This window comes from Pseudomonas sp. GM74, assembly GCF_000282455.1.
GTDB lineage: Bacteria > Pseudomonadota > Gammaproteobacteria > Pseudomonadales > Pseudomonadaceae > Aquipseudomonas.
This window is the reverse complement of record NZ_AKJG01000103.1, coordinates 26,509-42,714: the sequence shown is the minus strand read 5'-3', so window position 1 is coordinate 42,714 and position 16,206 is coordinate 26,509. Positions and strand designations below refer to the sequence as shown.

Genomic DNA, 16,206 nt, shown 5'->3' with positions numbered 1-16,206 from the left:
CCCTCATGGCAAGCGGTTGCGCAGTGCGGCAACCACGTTGAAGGTTTGATCGCTCACCCGGTGGTTCGGATCGAAGAGAGTCAGGCTCAGGCGAACGCTACGAATCAGCGCGGGGTCCGGCGGGTTGCTGCTGTAGCGCGAAGCAGCCAGATCAGTGGCCGTGCTGGCCAGGCCGAAGCTCACGTCGAAAGCACTGACGTTGTCCACCAATACCTGGTCTGCTGCGGCCCCGCCTTTCATAAGCAGTTGGTTATTGCTGAAGCTGTAAATCAGCCTCCGGACCGGAAAGGCCAATTGCCCTGCCACTGGCGTCCGACCTTCACTGTAGGCCGTCGAATGGGTTCGACAATCGGAAAGCACGGTCCAGTCCGGTTTGCCGCCATGAGCGCCGACATCCGCCGTAACCAGCGTCAACTTGCGGCCGCCGTTGTCCCAACGGATCGGCGTTAGCTGACTGGCATGAAAATCACCTTTCTCACTTGAATCGGTGATCGTTGCCAGACAACCGAACATCCCGACCATGCGGACTTCCTGAATCATTTTGCTCAACACAAAACGTGCGTCCTCCTGTATGTTCGCGGCCGCATTCTGGCTGAGATAGGTGTTCTTGGCCGCGATGAAAATCTGCACCACGCCCAGCACCACGATCAGGCTCAATGCCAGGGCAATCAGCAACTCGACCAGGCTAAAACCTCTGCTTGAGCGGCTCACGGGATCACCGTCGGATCAATGGCCGCGCGACTGCTCAGGACGAAGCTGCGCCGCGAGTCGGCAGCCTTCACAGCCCGTGAGTCGTCCCAGGTGATCGTGATGGTGTACACCTTCTGGTTGACGGTGACACTGCCCGTCGCGGAGGCACCGAGTGAACTGACAATGTTGGTATTGAAGTCAAACAGGTCCTGGTCCCGGGTAACGTCCGGATTGCCCGAAGCCGGCGGCGCAATGGTGTAGTCCGCAGCAGCGTTGGCGCGAATACGGTCCATCAGGTCGTAGGCGATAAAACTGGCCTGACTGGTCATGCGCGCGCTGTCCGTGTACTTCAGCGCATTGAGCTGAAACGCCGCCGCCCCCAGCAGGCCCACTCCCAGAATGACTAACGCCACCAGGACTTCGACCAGCGTCATGCCCTCCTGCGCACCTTGCCTCCCTGCCCTCATCCGCACTTTCCACCCAATAGAATTCGTCCGTTCAAACACACAGTCAGCGTCCTGCCTTGTGCGCCCCGCCCATAGCTGATCACCACCTCTGAGGACGGTGATGACAGTCCGCCCATGCTGTTGAAATCGATGGCAGTGACGCCAGAGGTTAGCGCCAGAGTTGCGCCGCTGCTCATCGCCGGAACAACCCGTAATACATTGGCCAAAGCGCCAGTACCGTCGTAAATCGCCAGTTCCCCACTCCAGACATCCCCACCCGCCGTCGGGCGCACCCGTGTGGTATTGCCCCGATCGATGGCTTCGAGCCGGGCAAAATTCAGGGCTCGTCGCAGGTCAGCGATTTCAGTATCAGCCCTGGTTGTTTGCGTCGAGCGGGTAAACGCCGGGACAGCCAGAGTCAGCAGCATCAGGAGGATCGCGATCGCGACCAGCAACTCGATCAGCGTGAAACCTTTTGTAGGATGATCCATCGGGGCCTTCTGTTTCCTTCGGCTATACCTGCTCTTGCGCGGCACAACATTCGAGCGATGCGGTGCGTTTGCGTTGCCATTTCTCGCGCAGGGATTGCGCGAGCCACAACACGCCACGGAGGGAGATGTCATGCGACAACAAGGCTTCAGCCTGATCGAACTGCTCATGGGACTGGCAATTACGGGAATTGTTCTGCACTTGGTCAGTCCGGCGTTCGCAACGCTGATCGAGTCGAACCAAAGACAGCAAGCGGCCCAGGCTCTTTCCAGCGGTATTCGCACCGCCCGGAGCGAAGCCATCACCCGCAACCAGGCCGTGGTGATTCACGGCATCAATGGCGACTGGAGCCAAGGCTGGCGGATGATCCTGGATATCAGCGGCAAGGGGGAGATGGACAGCGACAATCCACTGCTGGCCGAACGCCAGAGCGGCGCACGCGTGTTGATTGCGGGGAACGGTCCGGTCGAAAGCTCAATACGCTTCAGAGGTCAGGGCGAAGCACTGTTTGGAGGGACGTTACACATTTGCGGCGTTCGCGAACCGGTAAGCCAACACCAAGTGGTGTTGGCACGGACCGGTCGCGTCAGCCTGCGCAACGACAAGGTTGAGCAGGCGTTATGCGAAAAAAGGACTGAATTCAGAGCAACGAGCGAACGCGCAGTTCTTTAGGCATCGAGAACGTGATGTTCTCCTCGCGACCGGCCAGTTCATCGGCACCGGTGGCACCCCAGGCCTGCAACTGCTGGATCACGCCGCGCACCAGGACTTCCGGGGCGGATGCGCCGGCGGTGATGCCGATACGCTCGACGCCGTCGAACCAGCTCTTTTGCAGGTCTTCGGCACCGTCGATCAGGTAGGCCGGAGTGGACATGCGCTCTGCCAATTCGCGCAAGCGATTGGAGTTGGAGCTGTTCGGGCTGCCGACCACCAGCACCACGTCACATTCGTCGGCCAATTGCTTGACCGCGTCCTGACGGTTTTGCGTGGCGTAGCAAATGTCGTCCTTGCGCGGCCCACCGATGGCCGGGAAGCGCGAACGCAGGGCATCGATAACGCGGCTGGTATCGTCCATCGACAGTGTGGTCTGGGTCACGAAGGCGAGCTTTTCAGGGTTGTTCACCTGCAACGCCGCGACATCCTTCTCGTCTTCGACCAGGTAGATCGCGCCGCCATTGCCGGCATCGTACTGGCCCATGGTGCCTTCGACTTCCGGGTGACCGGCGTGGCCGATGAGTATGCACTCTCGACCGTCACGGCTGTAGCGCGCCACTTCGATGTGGACTTTGGTCACCAGCGGGCACGTGGCGTCGAACACTTTCAGCCCTCGGCCAGCCGCTTCGCTGCGCACAGCCTGGGAAACGCCGTGGGCGCTGAAGATCACGATGACGTCGTCCGGCACCTGATCCAGCTCTTCGACGAAGATCGCGCCACGGGAGCGCAGGTCTTCGACGACAAATTTGTTGTGAACCACTTCGTGGCGCACATAGATCGGCGGCCCGAAGACTTCCAGGGCGCGGTTGACGATTTCGATCGCCCGGTCCACACCGGCGCAGAAGCCACGGGGGTTGGCGAGTTTGATTTGCATGCTGTGCCTCGTGTCTTGCGCGCGAAAACAATGAAAAACAAACTGTGGGAGCGAGCTTGCTCGCGATGGCGGAGTGTCAGTCAATATCAATATTGAATGTCAGGCACTCATCGCGGGCAAGCTCGCTCCCACAGGGTCAGGTGGCAACAGTAGCTGCCCCATGATGCCTTACAGCGCTTTGACGGAAATGATTTCCACGTCAAAGGTCAACGTCTTGCCCGCCAGCGGGTGGTTGAAGTCGATGGTCACTTGCGCGTCATCGAACTCTTTGACCACGCCCGGCAATTCAGTATTGGCCGCATCGTTGAAGATCACCAGCAAGCCAGGCGACAGTTCCATGTCCTGGAACTGGGAGCGCGGGATGATCTGCACGTTTTGCGGGTTCGGCTGGCCGAAAGCGTTTTCCGGCTCGATGCTCAGTGTACGCTTGTCACCGGCCTTGAAACCGAACAGCGCCGCTTCGAAACCTGGCAACAAGTTGCCGTCACCGACCTTGAAGGTCGCCGGGGCCTTGTCAAAGGTACTGTCCACCGTGTCGCCGTTCTCCAGGCGCAATGCGAAATGCAAGGTGACTTCCGTGTTCTGGCCAATGCGTTGCTCAGCCAATACCTGTTCAGTCATGAACGGTTTCTCCGGTCTTTTTACTTTTGAACATATCCAGTGCCAGCATGACAGCCCCAACAGTGATGGCACTGTCGGCAAAGTTGAACGCCGGGAAATACCAGCGGTTCTGCCAATGCACCAGGATGAAATCGATCACATGGCCCAAGGCAATGCGGTCATACAAATTGCCCAGCGCGCCGCCAAGCACCAGTGCCAGCGCAATCGCCAGCCAGGTCTCGTTGCGCCCCAGACGCTTGAGCCACACCACCAGCACCGCACTGACCACGACCGCGATCAACGCGAACAGCCAGCGCTGCCAGCCGGAGCTGTCAGCCAGGAAGCTGAACGCCGCGCCAGTGTTGTAGGCCAGGGTCCAGCTGAAGTAATCGGGGATGATCACGATCTGCTGATACATCTGGAGCTTGCCTTCGAAGTAGAACTTGCTGGCCTGGTCAATGACCAGGACCAGCAAACTCAACCAGAGCCAGCTCAGCCGTCCGAAACGGCCAACGGCATTAGGCATAGTGACGGACCTCGCCAGCGCCGCTGATGTTGTCGACACAACGACCGCAGATTTCCGGATGCTCCGGGTTCACGCCGACGTCTTCACGGCAGTGCCAGCAACGGGCGCACTTGGCATGGCTCGACTTGACAATCTTCAGCTTCAGGCCGCTGACTTCGGTGACCACGGCATCGGCCGGTGCCTGCACCAATGGCGCAACACTGGCGGTCGACGTGATCAGTACGAAACGCAATTCGTTGCTCAACTTGGCCAGGTCGGCGGTCAGCGCATCTTCGGCGAACAGCGTCACTTCGGCCTGCAGGTTGCCACCGACAGCCTTGGCGGCGCGCTGGATCTCCATTTCCTTGTTGACCGCGACCTTGACCGCCATGATCCGGTCCCAGTAAGCGCGATCCAGCTCGATGCCTTCCGGCAGTTCGCTCAGGCCTTCGTACCAGGTATTGAGCATGACGGACTCATTACGCTCGCCCGGCAGGTATTGCCACAGTTCGTCGGCGGTGAACGCCAGGATCGGCGCGATCCAGCGCACCAGCGCCTCGGAGATGTGGAACAGCGCGGTCTGGCACGAACGGCGGGCCTTGCTGTCGGCGCCAGTGGTGTACTGACGGTCCTTGATGATGTCGAGGTAGAAGCCGCCCAGCTCCTGTACGCAGAAGTTGTGGATCTTCGAGTACACGTTCCAGAAGCGGTATTCGCCGTAGTGCTCTTGCAGCTCGCGTTGCAGCAGCAGGGTACGGTCCACGGCCCAACGGTCCAGAGCCAGCATTTCTTCGGCCGGCAGCAGGTCGGTGGCCGGGTTGAAGCCGGTCAGGTTGGAAAGCAGGAAGCGCGCGGTGTTACGGATACGCCGGTAGGCGTCCGCACTGCGTTGCAGGATCTGCTCGGAAACCGCCATTTCGCCCGAATAGTCGGTCGAAGCGACCCACAGACGCATGATGTCGGCGCCCAGGGTGTCGTTGACTTTCTGTGGCGCAATCACGTTACCCAGGGACTTGGACATCTTGCGGCCGGACTCGTCGACGGTGAAGCCGTGAGTCAGCAGTTCGCGATACGGTGCGTGGTTGTCGATGGCGCAACCGGTCAGCAGCGACGAGTGGAACCAGCCACGGTGTTGGTCCGAGCCTTCCAGGTACAGGTCGGCGCGCGGGCCGGTTTCGTGGCCCATCGGGTGCGAACCGCGCAGGACGTGCCAATGCGTGGTGCCCGAGTCGAACCAGACGTCCAGGGTGTCGCTGATTTTGTCGTACTGCGGCGCTTCGTCGCCCAGCAGCTCGGCGGCGTCCAGCTTGAACCAGGCCTCGATGCCTTCGACTTCAACGCGCTTGGCCACGATTTCCATCAGCTCGACGGTACGTGGGTGCAACTCGCCGCTTTCCTTGTTCAGGAAGAACGGGATCGGCACGCCCCAGTTGCGCTGACGGGAAATGCACCAGTCCGGACGGTTGGCGATCATAGAGTGCAGGCGCGCCTGCCCCCAGGCCGGAACGAACCGGGTCTCTTCGATGGCTTTGAGCGAGCGCTGACGCAGGGTGTCGCCGGTGGTCGGCTGCTTGTCCATGCCGATGAACCACTGCGCGGTGGCGCGGTAGATCAGCGGGGTCTTGTGGCGCCAGCAGTGCATGTAGCTGTGTTCGATGATAGTGGTGTGCAGCAGCGCACCGACTTCGGTCAGCTTGTCGACTATGGCCGGGTTGGCCTTCCAGATGAACTGGCCGCCGAAGAATTCCAGCGAGGTCGCGTATACGCCGTTGCTTTGAACCGGATTGAGGATGTCATCGTTGACCATGCCGTACTTCTTGCAGGTCACGAAGTCGTCCACGCCATAGGCTGGAGCGGAGTGAACCACACCGGTGCCGGCGCCCAGCTCAACGTAGTCGGCCAGGTAAACCGGCGACAGACGGTCGTAGAACGGGTGACGGAAGTTGATCAGTTCCAGCGCTTTACCGGTGGTGGTCGCAATGACCGAACCTTCCAGCGAGTAGCGCGCCAGGCACGACTCGACCAGTTCTTCAGCCAGTACCAGCAGCTTGTCGCCGACGTCGACCAGGGCGTAGTTGAATTCCGGGTGAACGTTCAGCGCCTGGTTGGCCGGGATGGTCCACGGGGTGGTGGTCCAGATCACGATCGAGGCAGGCTTGGCCAGCGACGACAGGCCGAAAGCGGCAGCCAGTTGGGCTTCATCGGCAATCGGGAACGCCACGTCGATGGTCGAGGACTTCTTGTTTTCGTATTCGACTTCCGCTTCGGCCAGGGCCGAACCGCAGTCAAAGCACCAGTTCACAGGCTTCAAGCCCTTGAACACGAAACCGCCCTTGACGATTTCAGCCAAGGCACGGATTTCACCGGCCTCGTTCTTGAAGTCCATGGTCTTGTACGGGTTGGCGAAGTCGCCCAGCACGCCCAGACGGATGAACTCGGATTTCTGCCCTTCAATCTGCTCGGTGGCATAGGCCCGGCACAGTTCGCGGGTCTTGTCCGCGCCCAGGTTCTTGCCGTGGGTCACTTCGACCTTGTGCTCGATCGGCAGGCCGTGGCAGTCCCAGCCCGGTACGTAAGGCGCGTCGAAGCCCGACAGGGTCTTCGAGCGGATGATCATGTCCTTGAGAATCTTGTTCAGCGCATGACCGATGTGAATAGAGCCGTTGGCGTACGGAGGGCCGTCGTGCAATACGAACTTCGGACGATCCTTGCCAATCTCGCGCAACTTTCCGTACAGGCCAATACTGTCCCAGCGCTGCAGAATCTGCGGTTCGCGCTGTGGCAGGCCGGCCTTCATTGGGAAGGCGGTGTCCGGAAGGTTTAGCGTGGCTTTATAGTCGGTCATTTAAGGCTCTTCATTAGCGATGGGCGCTAGGTGCGGCTAGTGCACGGGCGGCGGCGACGTCCGCGTTGATCGCCGTTTTCAACGCCTCCAGAGAGGCGAAACGCTGCTCTTCGCGCAGCTTGTGGTGGAAAACCACCGTTAAACGCCGGTCATACAGATCGCCGGCAAAATCTAAAAGATGTATTTCGAGGTGGGCCTTGCCATCACCTTGTACCGTTGGCCGCACGCCGATGTTGGCGACGCCTGGCCAGGTCTTGCCGTCGATGTCGACGTTGACCAGGTAAACCCCGGAAAGCGGAACGCGACGGCGCTTGAGTTGTATGTTGGCCGTGGGCGTACCCAACTGGCGAGCCAGCTTCTGGCCGTGCAGCACCCGCCCGGTAATCTGGAACGGCCGACCTAGCAGTCGCTCGGCCAAGGCAAAATCAGCTGCGGCCAGGGCATTGCGGACCTGAGTGCTGCTGACGCGAATACCGCCCAGTTCAACGGTTTGCGCCGCCTCGACGGTAAAGCCCTGAACGATACCGGCTTGTTGCAGGAAATCGAAATCTCCCGCTCGGTCACAGCCGAAACGGAAATCATCGCCGACCTCCAGGTGCTGGACGCCAAGGCCATCCACCAGAATGGTATCGACGAACTCGCTGGCGCTGAGCTTGCTCAGGCGCTGGTTGAACGCCAGGCACAGCACACGATCGACGCCTTCTGCCGCCAGCAGCTGCAGCTTGTCCCGCAAGCGGGCCAGACGGGCCGGAGCGGTGTCCGGAGCGAAGAATTCTCGCGGCTGCGGCTCGAAAATCACCACGCAACTGGGCACGCCCAACTCGAGCGCACGCTCACGCAGCCGCGCCAGGATAGCCTGGTGACCACGGTGTACACCGTCAAAGTTGCCAATAGTGGCGACACAGCCCCGATGCTGAGGGCGCAGATTGTGGAGGCCTCGAACCAGCTGCATAACGCGCTTCTTGCTCATAAAGTGGTCGATTATAACCACACCCGGCGGCCGACGACAGGCAACACCGTAACCCAAAGTGATCGAGCCGACAAAACCGCCGGCTCGCCCGTGTTTATCGAGACCAGAACCTCAGCCCAGCGCCTTGCGATTGAAGTCGCGCAAACGGAAGCCCATCAACACTAACATGCCGAAATAAGCCACCACACCGGCAACGACCAAGGCACCCAGACGCAGGAAACGCTCAAGCATCTGCCCCTCACCCCAGGCCGGCATGAAATGCATCCCTGCCAGCAACACGCCGGACATCACCGCGACCGCAATCACCAGCTTGAAGCAGAACTTTGCCCAGCCCGGTTGCGGCTGATACATCTGCTGTTTACGCAGTTGATAGAAGAGCAGCCCTGCATTGAGGCAGGCGCCGGCGCTGATGGCGAGCGCCAGTCCCGCGTGAGCCAGCGGACCGATCAGCATCAGGTTGAACAATTGTGTGACCACCAGGGTGAAAATCGCGATTTTTACCGGCGTACGGATGTTTTGTTGCGCATAAAAGCCCGGCGCCAGCACTTTGATCACGATAATCCCGAGCAATCCGACGGAATAGGCGATCAACGCGCGCTGGGTCATGGCCGCATCATGGGCGTCGAACTGACCGTACTGGAACAGCGAAACCGTCAGCGGCTCCGCCAGAATCCCCAGCGCCAGGGCGCAAGGCAATACCAGCACGAAACACAGGCGCAGCCCCCAGTCGAGGATCCGCGAATACTCGTGACGATCCTTGTTGGCGTAAGTCTTGGCCAGGGTCGGCAGCAGAATCGTCCCCAGCGCCACGCCCAACACGCCGGACGGCAACTCCATCAATCGGTCGGCGTAGTACATCCAGGACACGGAACCTGCGACCAGGAACGAAGCGAAAATGGTGTTGATGATCAACGAAATCTGACTCACCGAGACACCGAGAATGGCCGGCAACATTTGCTTCATGACGCGCCATACACCGCTGTCACGCAGGTTCAGGCGCGGCAACACCAGCATGCCGATCTTTTTCAGGTGCGGCAGCTGGTAGAGCAATTGCGCCAGCCCGCCCACCAGAACCGCCCAGCCAAGCGCCATTACGGGCGGATCGAAATACGGTGTCAGGAACAGCGAAAAAATAATCATGCTGACGTTGAGCAGCGTCGGCACGAAGGCTGGCACCGAAAAACGGTTCCAGGTATTGAGGATTGCGCCCGCCAGCGACGACAGGGAAATCAGCAATATGTAAGGAAAGGTCACCCGTAACAGGTTGGAAGTGAGCTCGAATTTTTCCGGGGTATTGGTGAATCCCGGTGCCGTCACCCAGATGACCCAGGGTGCGGCCAGCATGCCCAACACCGTGACCAGCGCCAGCACCAGCGTCAACAGGCCCGAGACATAGGCAATGAACGTTCGGGTCGCCTCTTCGCCTTGCTGGCTTTTGTATTCCGCAAGAATCGGCACGAATGCCTGGGAAAACGCCCCCTCGGCAAAGATCCGCCGCAACAGATTGGGCAATTTGAAGGCGATAAAGAAGGCGTCGGTCGCCATTCCCGCGCCAAATGTACGCGCAATGAGGGTGTCACGAACAAACCCCAGAACCCGGGAAAGCATCGTGATAGAGCTGACGGCGGCCAACGATTTGAGCAGATTCATTGAAAGAGTTTGTGCCTGTCGATAAACAGCAGGCGAACTAAGCGCCTACTTATGCGATACTCCGCGCCGCAACAGCACAGAGCCAAAGCTCGCGAGTTTACAGGTCGCACGCTGGAAAGAAATCTCCAAGCTTGCTTCACCTACCACTTAGCGGAACGTCTCAACCGCCCTTGACAAGACCTCAACTCATCGGCATGATTCGCGGCCTATTTTGTTTGCTATTTCCTAAAAAGTCTTTCGAGGAGCTCGACGGTGGCCAACTCACCTTCCGCCAAAAAACGTGCAAAACAGGCTGAGAAGCGTCGCAGCCACAACGCCAGCCTGCGTTCCATGGTTCGTACCTACATCAAGAATGTAGTTAAGGCCATCGACGCAAAAGACGCTGCCAAAGCTCAAGCTGCTTACGTTCTGGCTGTGCCAGTTATCGACCGTATGGCCGATAAAGGCATCATCCACAAGAACAAGGCCGCTCGTCATAAGAGCCGCCTGAATGGCCACGTTAAGGCCCTGAACGTTGCCGCCGCTGCCTAAGCGACTCGTTCATTAAAAAGCCGACCTCAGGGTCGGTTTTTTATTGCCTGCAATTTGATGGACACACAAAAAACTGTGGGAGCGGGCTTGCTCGCGAAAGCGGCGTGTCAGTCGACATCAATATTGACTGATTCAACACTTTCGCGAGCAAGCCCGCTCCCACAATTGGATTTGCGTCAAATTACTGGGCGTGCGCCCACGGCAAAATCGGAATCGCCGTCACCGCATTCTGCGGACTGCCTTCGATCAAGCGATCGCTATACACCAGATACACCAGTGTATTGCGCTTCTTGTCGAGGAAGCGCACCACCTGCATGGTCTTGAACACCAGGGACGTGCGCTCCTTGAACACCTCATCGCCATCCTTGAGCTCACCCTTGAAGCTGATCGGCCCGACCTGCCGGCAAGCGATAGATGCTTCGGCTCGATCCTCGGCCAAACCAAGACCGCCCTTCACCCCACCGGTCTTGGCGCGCGAAAGGTAGCAGGTCACGCCATCGACCTTGGGATCATCAAAGGCCTCGACCACGATCCGGTCGTTCGGCCCGACGAACTTGAACACCGTCGACACCTGACCGATCTCTTCGGCCGAAGCCAGCAGCGGCATCGCCAACAGCAACCCCAACAATCCTTTTGCCACGCGCATTCAGGTATTCCTTCAGACCAGGATCAGGTTATCGCGGTGAACCAGTTCCGGTTCCGCCATGTAACCCAACAGACCGACAATCGCCTCGGACGACTGACCGATGATTTTTTGCGCTTCCAGCGCACTGTAGTTGGCCAGGCCACGGGCAATCTCGCGACCATCCGGCGCCACGCAGACCACCATCTCGCCGCGACGGAAGCTGCCCTGCACCAACTTGACCCCAACCGGCAGCAAGCTCTTGTTGCCCTGGGACAAAGCGGTCACCGCCCCCGCATCCAGCACCAGGGTGCCACGGGTTTGCAGATGACCGGCCAGCCACTGCTTGCGCGCCGCCAGCATGCCGCGCTCCGGCGACAGCAGAGTGCCAATGCGCTCACCCGCCTTGAGGCGATCCAGCACACGTTCAATACGACCACCAACGATGATGGTGTGAGCGCCGGAACGGGCCGCCAGACGCGCAGCACGCAATTTGGTCTGCATGCCACCACGCCCCAGCGCACCACCAGTGCCGCCCGCTACCGCGTCGAGCGCCGGATCATCGGCACGCGCCTCGTAAATCAGCTGGGCATCCGGATTGTTGCGCGGATCGGCGTCGAACATGCCGTCGCGATCTGTCAGGATCACCAGCAAGTCAGCCTCGACCAGGTTGGCCACCAGCGCCGCCAGGGTGTCGTTGTCGCCAAAACGGATTTCGTCGGTGACCACGGTGTCGTTCTCGTTGATCACCGGAATGACCTTCAGCTCGACCAACGCACGCAAGGTGCTGCGGGCGTTCAGGTAGCGCTTGCGGTCGGACAAGTCATCGTGAGTCAGGAGAATCTGCGCGGTATGCCGGCCATGCTCGGCAAAGCTCGACTCCCAGGCCTGCACCAACCCCATCTGACCGATTGCGGCGGCAGCCTGAAGCTCGTGCATCGCACTGGGTCGCGAGGTCCAGCCCAAACGGCTCATACCGGCCGCCACCGCCCCGGAGGACACCAGCACCAGCTCGACACCCGCCTCATGCAAGGCCACCATCTGGTCAACCCAGACACCCATTGCCGCGCGATCCAGGCCTTTGCCGTCCGCCGTCAGCAAAGCGCTGCCGATCTTCACGACCCAACGCTGCGCACCTGTCACCTTGCTCCGCATCATCTTCAACCTTAGCTTGAGGGCACCGCGACCCAGCGCTGCCCGTGACGTTATTCGTGGTTATTCGTGACCAACAATCGATTTCCAGATACCAAAACGCCGCTCGATTGAGCGGCGCTTAAGTTTATCGCAACGAATCAGTCACGCACGTAAATGATTTCCGGACCGTCTTCGTCATCCACATCTTCTTCGTCCCAATCATCGTCGCCGATGTCGTGGACCGACTTCACGCCGCTGCGACGCAGGGCACGCTTGTCATCCAGCGCCTGCAATTGCGCGCGAGCTTCATCTTCGATGCGCTGATCGAGATCGGCCAGCTCTTCCTTGTAGGCCGGATCATTGGCCAGGCGATCAGCACGATCTTCCATGTAACGCATGATGTCGTGGCACAGACGCTCGGTACCGAGCTTGGAGATGGCCGAGATCACGTAGACCGGGCCCGTCCATTCCAGGCGATCAACGATTTCCTTGACGCGAGCATCGTGCTCTTCATCAAGGATCTGGTCGCACTTGTTCAGGACCAGCCAGCGATCACGCTCTGCCAGGGACGGGCTGAACTTGATCAGCTCGTTGACGATCACTTCAGCGGCATCCGGTGCGCTGGCGTCATCCAGCGGCGCCATGTCCACAAGGTGCAGCAGCAGACGCGTACGCGCCAAGTGCTTGAGGAAGCGAATGCCCAGACCAGCACCTTCGGAAGCGCCTTCGATCAAACCCGGAATATCGGCAATGACGAAGCTCTTCCAGCGATCGACGCTGACCACACCCAGGTTCGGCACCAGCGTGGTGAACGGGTAGTCGGCAACCTTCGGCTTGGCTGCCGAAACCGAACGGATAAAGGTACTTTTACCGGCGTTCGGCAAACCCAGCAGACCGACGTCAGCCAGCACTTTCATTTCCAGCTTCAGGTCGCGCTGCTCACCCGGCTTGCCCGGAGTGGTCTGGCGCGGCGCACGGTTGGTACTGGATTTGAATCGGGTGTTGCCCAGACCGTGCCAGCCGCCCTGCACCACCATCAATTTCTGACCGGCCTTGGTCAGGTCGCCGATGACTTCCTGAGTCGCGGAGTCGATCACCGTGGTGCCGACCGGAACGCGCAGGATCAGGTCTTCACCCTTCTTGCCGGTGCAGTCGGTGCTGCCGCCGTTGGAGCCACGCTCGGCATCGAAGTGCCGGGTGTAACGGTAGTCCACCAGGGTGTTGAGGTTTTCGTCGGCCATCATGTAGATGGAACCGCCGTCACCGCCATCACCGCCGTTCGGGCCACCGTTCTCGATAAATTTTTCCCGACGGAAACTCATGGCGCCATTGCCGCCGTCACCAGCCTTTACGCGAATCGATACTTCATCAACAAACTTCATAACAAACGCCTCTCGCCATACGGACGAGCCGAAAAACAATCAAGACATAAGACTCTTGCAAAAATGAGCGCAGCGACCCTGAACCACGACACCTACATCGTACGCCGACAGCCCATACAAACAGCTTTGCAAGAGACTCACCCCACAAACGAAAAAGCCCCGTCGCGAGACAGGGCTTTTCCAGCGATCGCGCAATTAAGCTGCGACTACGCTCACGTAACGACGACCGAAGGCGCCTTTTACTTCGAACTTGATCACGCCTTCGACTTTAGCGAAGAGGGTGTGATCTTTACCCATGCCAACGCCGTAGCCAGCGTGGAATTGGGTGCCGCGCTGACGCACGATGATGTTGCCTGCTTTGATAGCCTGGCCGCCATACATCTTCACGCCAAGGCGTTTGGCTTCTGAGTCGCGACCGTTACGGGTACTACCACCAGCTTTTTTGTGTGCCATGAGTTCAATTCTCCTAGTGAGGAATTAGGCTGTAATTAAGCCTGAATACCGGTGATTTTGATCTCGGTGTACCACTGGCGGTGGCCCATACGCTTCATGTGGTGCTTACGGCGACGGAACTTGATGATGCGGACTTTATCGTGACGACCTTGGGAGATCACTTCAGCCACAACGGTAGCGCCAGCAACAACTGGAGCGCCGATATTCACGTCGTCACCGTTGGCAACCAACAGAACGCGATCAAAGGTAACGGATTCGCCGGTAGCGACTTCCAGTTTTTCGATCTTCAGGTATTCACCTGGGGCGACTTTGTACTGCTTGCCGCCAGTAACGATTACTGCATAAGACATGGTATTTCTCCGATAATCCTGCTCACCCAGCTCTTTATAAGAAGAGGTATTGGCTGGCATGGCTGCATGGGGCTGGAGGCCCGCTTGCAATTGCGTAAGGCAGGTGCTGCCCAGGAAGTTCAGGGTGCGCGATTGTACGCAAGGCACGAGCGCCTTGCAAGGGGCCGTCCATCGCGCCTTGACACCTGCAAGCGTGGGTCCTAGCATGCCGCGCAACCCTTCTGGAGCGACTGTCGCTGATGCAACCCCAAGCTTTCTACCGCGCGGTGGCGGACGATTTTAGCGCCGTCGACGGCATCATCAAGAAGCAGCTGACTTCTCGAGTGCCGCTGGTATCGAAAATCGGCGATTACATTACCTCGGCCGGCGGCAAACGCCTGCGTCCTTTATTAGTGTTGCTGTGCGGCAAGGCCCTGGGGCGCGAAGGCGACGAACTGCGTCTGCTGGCCGCCACCATCGAGTTCCTGCACACCGCGACCCTGCTTCATGACGACGTGGTCGACATGTCCGGCATGCGCCGTGGCCGCTCGACCGCCAACGCCATGTGGGGCAACGCGCCAAGCGTGCTGGTCGGCGACTTCCTGTATTCGCGCTCGTTCGAAATGATGGTCGAGCTGGGCTCGATGCCGGTGATGAAGATCCTTTCGCAAGCCACGCGCATCATCGCCGAAGGCGAAGTGTTGCAACTGTCGAAGGTTCGTGACGCCAGCACCACCGAAGAAACCTACATGGAAGTCATCCGCGGCAAGACCGCGATGCTCTTCGAAGCCTCGACCCACAGCGCCGCTGCCCTGTGCCAGGCCTCACCGGAACAGGCAGAAGCCCTGCGTACATTCGGTGATCACCTGGGCGTGGCCTTCCAGCTGGTCGATGACCTGCTCGACTACAAAGGCGACGCCGAAACCCTGGGCAAGAACGTCGGTGACGACCTGGCCGAAGGCAAGCCGACCCTGCCGCTGATCTACACCATGCGCGAAGGTACGCCGGAACAGGCCGCCCTGGTGCGCAAGGCGATCCAGAAAGGCGGGATCGAAGACCTGGAAAGTATCCGCGAAGCCGTGGAAGCCTCGGGCTCGCTGGAGTACACCGCACAACTGGCCCGAGATTACGTGGCCCGCGCGATCAAGTGCCTCGAAGCGCTACCTGCCAGCGAATACCGCGATGCGCTGGTTGAGCTGAGCGAATTTGCGGTAGCCCGCACGCACTGACAATACTGCAAAACCCTGTGGGAGCGAGCTTGCTCGCGATCAAGCACTTACATTCAACATTGTTGTTGACTGAAAGGACGCCATCGCGAGCAAGCTCGCTCCCACAGGATTGTTCCCCACAGGTTTTCCTGCGCTGTGCCCTCTCCCACCTAAAACCCTATACAATGTGCGCTTTTAGCGATCCTGAATCCAAGGAGCCTTAGTGAGCACGTTGCCACCCTGCCCAAAATGCAATTCCGAATACACCTATGAAGACGGCGCCCAACTGATCTGCCCCGAGTGCGCCCACGAATGGTCCGCCAGCGGTGAAACCGAAGCGGTGTCTGATGACACAGTGAAAAAGGATTCGGTCGGCAACGTCCTGCAGGACGGCGACACCATCACCGTGATCAAGGACCTCAAGGTCAAGGGCACGTCTTTGGTGGTCAAGGTCGGCACCAAGGTCAAGAACATCCGCCTGTGCGATGGCGATCACGACATCGATTGCAAGATCGACGGCATCGGCCCGATGAAACTCAAGTCCGAGTTCGTCAGAAAAGTCTGAGCCTGCTGTTGTCCATCCCGCGCCCGGCGTGGGATGGCGCCTCACCCTCCCCCGTTTCACCCGGTAAACCCTCGCAATAGCCAAACGCCAGTCGATTTGACCTGACGCAATCTTTACCCGGAAAAAAGCGCAAACCGCCAATAGGCCCTTGCTATTTGATGAATAAGAATTATTCTCATCAAACCCTCAGTGGAGATGA

The 16,206-nt window shown here is 59.3% G+C and carries 18 protein-coding genes; 4 read left to right on the top strand and 14 right to left on the bottom strand.

Features of this window, described 5'->3' with window-relative positions; genetic code table 11:
• Positions 1-3: 3 nt before the first annotated feature.
• The 3 genes from PMI34_RS08270 to PMI34_RS08280 are packed head-to-tail and all read right to left on the bottom strand — an operon-like array spanning position 4 to position 1,627.
• Positions 4-711, bottom strand: coding sequence for a PilW family protein (locus tag PMI34_RS08270; protein WP_008052074.1), 708 nt, complete (start codon positions 709-711; stop codon positions 4-6).
• The gene (gene pilV, locus PMI34_RS08275) at positions 708-1,157 is read right to left on the bottom strand and encodes a type IV pilus modification protein PilV (RefSeq protein ID WP_008052073.1); all 450 of its coding nucleotides are present in this window, start codon (positions 1,155-1,157) and stop codon (positions 708-710) included. The genes PMI34_RS08270 and pilV overlap by 4 nt, the downstream gene beginning before the upstream one ends.
• Entirely contained in the window at positions 1,154-1,627 is a 474-nt protein-coding gene (locus PMI34_RS08280; RefSeq protein ID WP_008052072.1) for a GspH/FimT family pseudopilin, read from the bottom strand. The genes pilV and PMI34_RS08280 overlap by 4 nt, the downstream gene beginning before the upstream one ends.
• Positions 1,628-1,757: 130 nt before the next feature.
• Between PMI34_RS08280 and PMI34_RS08285 the strand changes: the two genes are divergently transcribed.
• Entirely contained in the window at positions 1,758-2,297 is a 540-nt protein-coding gene (locus PMI34_RS08285) for a GspH/FimT family pseudopilin (protein WP_008052071.1), read from the top strand.
• On the opposite strand, the gene ispH is transcribed toward PMI34_RS08285, so the two are convergent.
• The 6 genes from ispH to murJ form a co-directional block, all read right to left on the bottom strand.
• The gene (ispH, locus tag PMI34_RS08290; RefSeq protein ID WP_008052070.1) at positions 2,266-3,213 is read right to left on the bottom strand and encodes a 4-hydroxy-3-methylbut-2-enyl diphosphate reductase; all 948 of its coding nucleotides are present in this window, start codon (positions 3,211-3,213) and stop codon (positions 2,266-2,268) included. The two genes, PMI34_RS08285 and ispH, sit on opposite strands and share 32 nt — an antisense overlap.
• Positions 3,214-3,381: 168 nt before the next feature.
• On the bottom strand, positions 3,382-3,819 hold the full coding sequence (gene fkpB / locus PMI34_RS08295) for an FKBP-type peptidyl-prolyl cis-trans isomerase (protein WP_172435403.1): 438 nt from the start codon (positions 3,817-3,819) through the stop codon (positions 3,382-3,384).
• 7 nt (positions 3,820-3,826) lie between these two features.
• Positions 3,827-4,339, bottom strand: a complete 513-nt coding sequence (gene lspA, locus PMI34_RS08300; RefSeq protein WP_008052069.1) for a signal peptidase II — start codon at positions 4,337-4,339, stop codon at positions 3,827-3,829.
• Positions 4,332-7,163, bottom strand: a complete 2,832-nt coding sequence (gene ileS / locus PMI34_RS08305) for an isoleucine--tRNA ligase (RefSeq protein ID WP_008052068.1) — start codon at positions 7,161-7,163, stop codon at positions 4,332-4,334. Before ileS ends, lspA begins: the two co-directional genes overlap by 8 nt.
• A 13-nt stretch (positions 7,164-7,176) precedes the next feature.
• Positions 7,177-8,115: a bifunctional riboflavin kinase/FAD synthetase gene (gene ribF, locus PMI34_RS08310; protein ID WP_008052067.1), complete on the bottom strand. Its 939-nt coding sequence runs from the start codon at positions 8,113-8,115 to the stop codon at positions 7,177-7,179.
• 129 nt (positions 8,116-8,244) lie between these two features.
• Positions 8,245-9,783, bottom strand: coding sequence for a murein biosynthesis integral membrane protein MurJ (gene murJ, locus PMI34_RS08315; RefSeq protein ID WP_008052066.1), 1,539 nt, complete (start codon positions 9,781-9,783; stop codon positions 8,245-8,247).
• Positions 9,784-10,035: 252 nt separating this feature from the next.
• On the opposite strand from murJ, the gene rpsT reads away from it, so the two are divergent.
• Positions 10,036-10,314: a 30S ribosomal protein S20 gene (gene rpsT / locus PMI34_RS08320; RefSeq protein ID WP_007970922.1), complete on the top strand. Its 279-nt coding sequence runs from the start codon at positions 10,036-10,038 to the stop codon at positions 10,312-10,314.
• Positions 10,315-10,495: 181 nt separating this feature from the next.
• On the opposite strand, the gene PMI34_RS08325 is transcribed toward rpsT, so the two are convergent.
• From PMI34_RS08325 to rplU, 5 genes are all read right to left on the bottom strand, one after another.
• Positions 10,496-10,960 carry a CreA family protein gene (locus PMI34_RS08325; RefSeq protein WP_008022496.1) on the bottom strand — a complete coding sequence of 155 codons (465 nt, stop codon included), beginning with the start codon at positions 10,958-10,960 and terminating at the stop codon, positions 10,496-10,498.
• 12 nt (positions 10,961-10,972) lie between these two features.
• Positions 10,973-12,091 carry a glutamate 5-kinase gene (proB, locus tag PMI34_RS08330; RefSeq protein WP_032829785.1) on the bottom strand — a complete coding sequence of 373 codons (1,119 nt, stop codon included), beginning with the start codon at positions 12,089-12,091 and terminating at the stop codon, positions 10,973-10,975.
• Positions 12,092-12,228: 137 nt separating this feature from the next.
• Positions 12,229-13,452, bottom strand: a complete 1,224-nt coding sequence (gene cgtA, locus PMI34_RS08335) for an Obg family GTPase CgtA (RefSeq protein WP_008052064.1) — start codon at positions 13,450-13,452, stop codon at positions 12,229-12,231.
• Positions 13,453-13,647: 195 nt separating this feature from the next.
• The gene (rpmA, locus tag PMI34_RS08340) at positions 13,648-13,905 is read right to left on the bottom strand and encodes a 50S ribosomal protein L27 (RefSeq protein ID WP_003281574.1); all 258 of its coding nucleotides are present in this window, start codon (positions 13,903-13,905) and stop codon (positions 13,648-13,650) included.
• A gap of 35 nt (positions 13,906-13,940) precedes the next feature.
• Positions 13,941-14,255 carry a 50S ribosomal protein L21 gene (gene rplU / locus PMI34_RS08345; RefSeq protein ID WP_007950961.1) on the bottom strand — a complete coding sequence of 105 codons (315 nt, stop codon included), beginning with the start codon at positions 14,253-14,255 and terminating at the stop codon, positions 13,941-13,943.
• A gap of 239 nt (positions 14,256-14,494) precedes the next feature.
• On the opposite strand from rplU, the gene PMI34_RS08350 reads away from it, so the two are divergent.
• Positions 14,495-15,463 carry a polyprenyl synthetase family protein gene (locus PMI34_RS08350; RefSeq protein ID WP_008052062.1) on the top strand — a complete coding sequence of 323 codons (969 nt, stop codon included), beginning with the start codon at positions 14,495-14,497 and terminating at the stop codon, positions 15,461-15,463.
• A 202-nt stretch (positions 15,464-15,665) separates the two neighbouring features.
• The gene (locus PMI34_RS08355; protein WP_008052060.1) at positions 15,666-16,007 is read left to right on the top strand and encodes a zinc ribbon domain-containing protein YjdM; all 342 of its coding nucleotides are present in this window, start codon (positions 15,666-15,668) and stop codon (positions 16,005-16,007) included.
• Positions 16,008-16,206: the final 199 nt, after the last annotated feature.

Excerpts from the sequence above, each read along its gene's own strand:
- pilV (WP_008052073.1), bottom strand. The coding sequence starts at position 1,157 with ATGAGGGCAGGGAGGCAAGGTGCGCAGGAGGGCATGACGCTGGTCGAA.
- PMI34_RS08280 (WP_008052072.1), bottom strand. The coding sequence starts at position 1,627 with ATGGATCATCCTACAAAAGGTTTCACGCTGATCGAGTTGCTGGTCGCG.
- PMI34_RS08285 (WP_008052071.1), top strand. The coding sequence starts at position 1,758 with ATGCGACAACAAGGCTTCAGCCTGATCGAACTGCTCATGGGACTGGCA.
- ispH (WP_008052070.1), bottom strand. The coding sequence starts at position 3,213 with ATGCAAATCAAACTCGCCAACCCCCGTGGCTTCTGCGCCGGTGTGGAC.
- lspA (WP_008052069.1), bottom strand. The coding sequence starts at position 4,339 with ATGCCTAATGCCGTTGGCCGTTTCGGACGGCTGAGCTGGCTCTGGTTG.
- ileS (WP_008052068.1), bottom strand. The coding sequence starts at position 7,163 with ATGACCGACTATAAAGCCACGCTAAACCTTCCGGACACCGCCTTCCCA.
- ribF (WP_008052067.1), bottom strand. The coding sequence starts at position 8,115 with ATGCAGCTGGTTCGAGGCCTCCACAATCTGCGCCCTCAGCATCGGGGC.
- murJ (WP_008052066.1), bottom strand. The coding sequence starts at position 9,783 with ATGAATCTGCTCAAATCGTTGGCCGCCGTCAGCTCTATCACGATGCTT.
- PMI34_RS08325 (WP_008022496.1), bottom strand. The coding sequence starts at position 10,960 with ATGCGCGTGGCAAAAGGATTGTTGGGGTTGCTGTTGGCGATGCCGCTG.
- proB (WP_032829785.1), bottom strand. The coding sequence starts at position 12,091 with ATGCGGAGCAAGGTGACAGGTGCGCAGCGTTGGGTCGTGAAGATCGGC.
- cgtA (WP_008052064.1), bottom strand. The coding sequence starts at position 13,452 with ATGAAGTTTGTTGATGAAGTATCGATTCGCGTAAAGGCTGGTGACGGC.
- rpmA (WP_003281574.1), bottom strand. The coding sequence starts at position 13,905 with ATGGCACACAAAAAAGCTGGTGGTAGTACCCGTAACGGTCGCGACTCA.
- rplU (WP_007950961.1), bottom strand. The coding sequence starts at position 14,255 with ATGTCTTATGCAGTAATCGTTACTGGCGGCAAGCAGTACAAAGTCGCC.
- PMI34_RS08350 (WP_008052062.1), top strand. The coding sequence starts at position 14,495 with ATGCAACCCCAAGCTTTCTACCGCGCGGTGGCGGACGATTTTAGCGCC.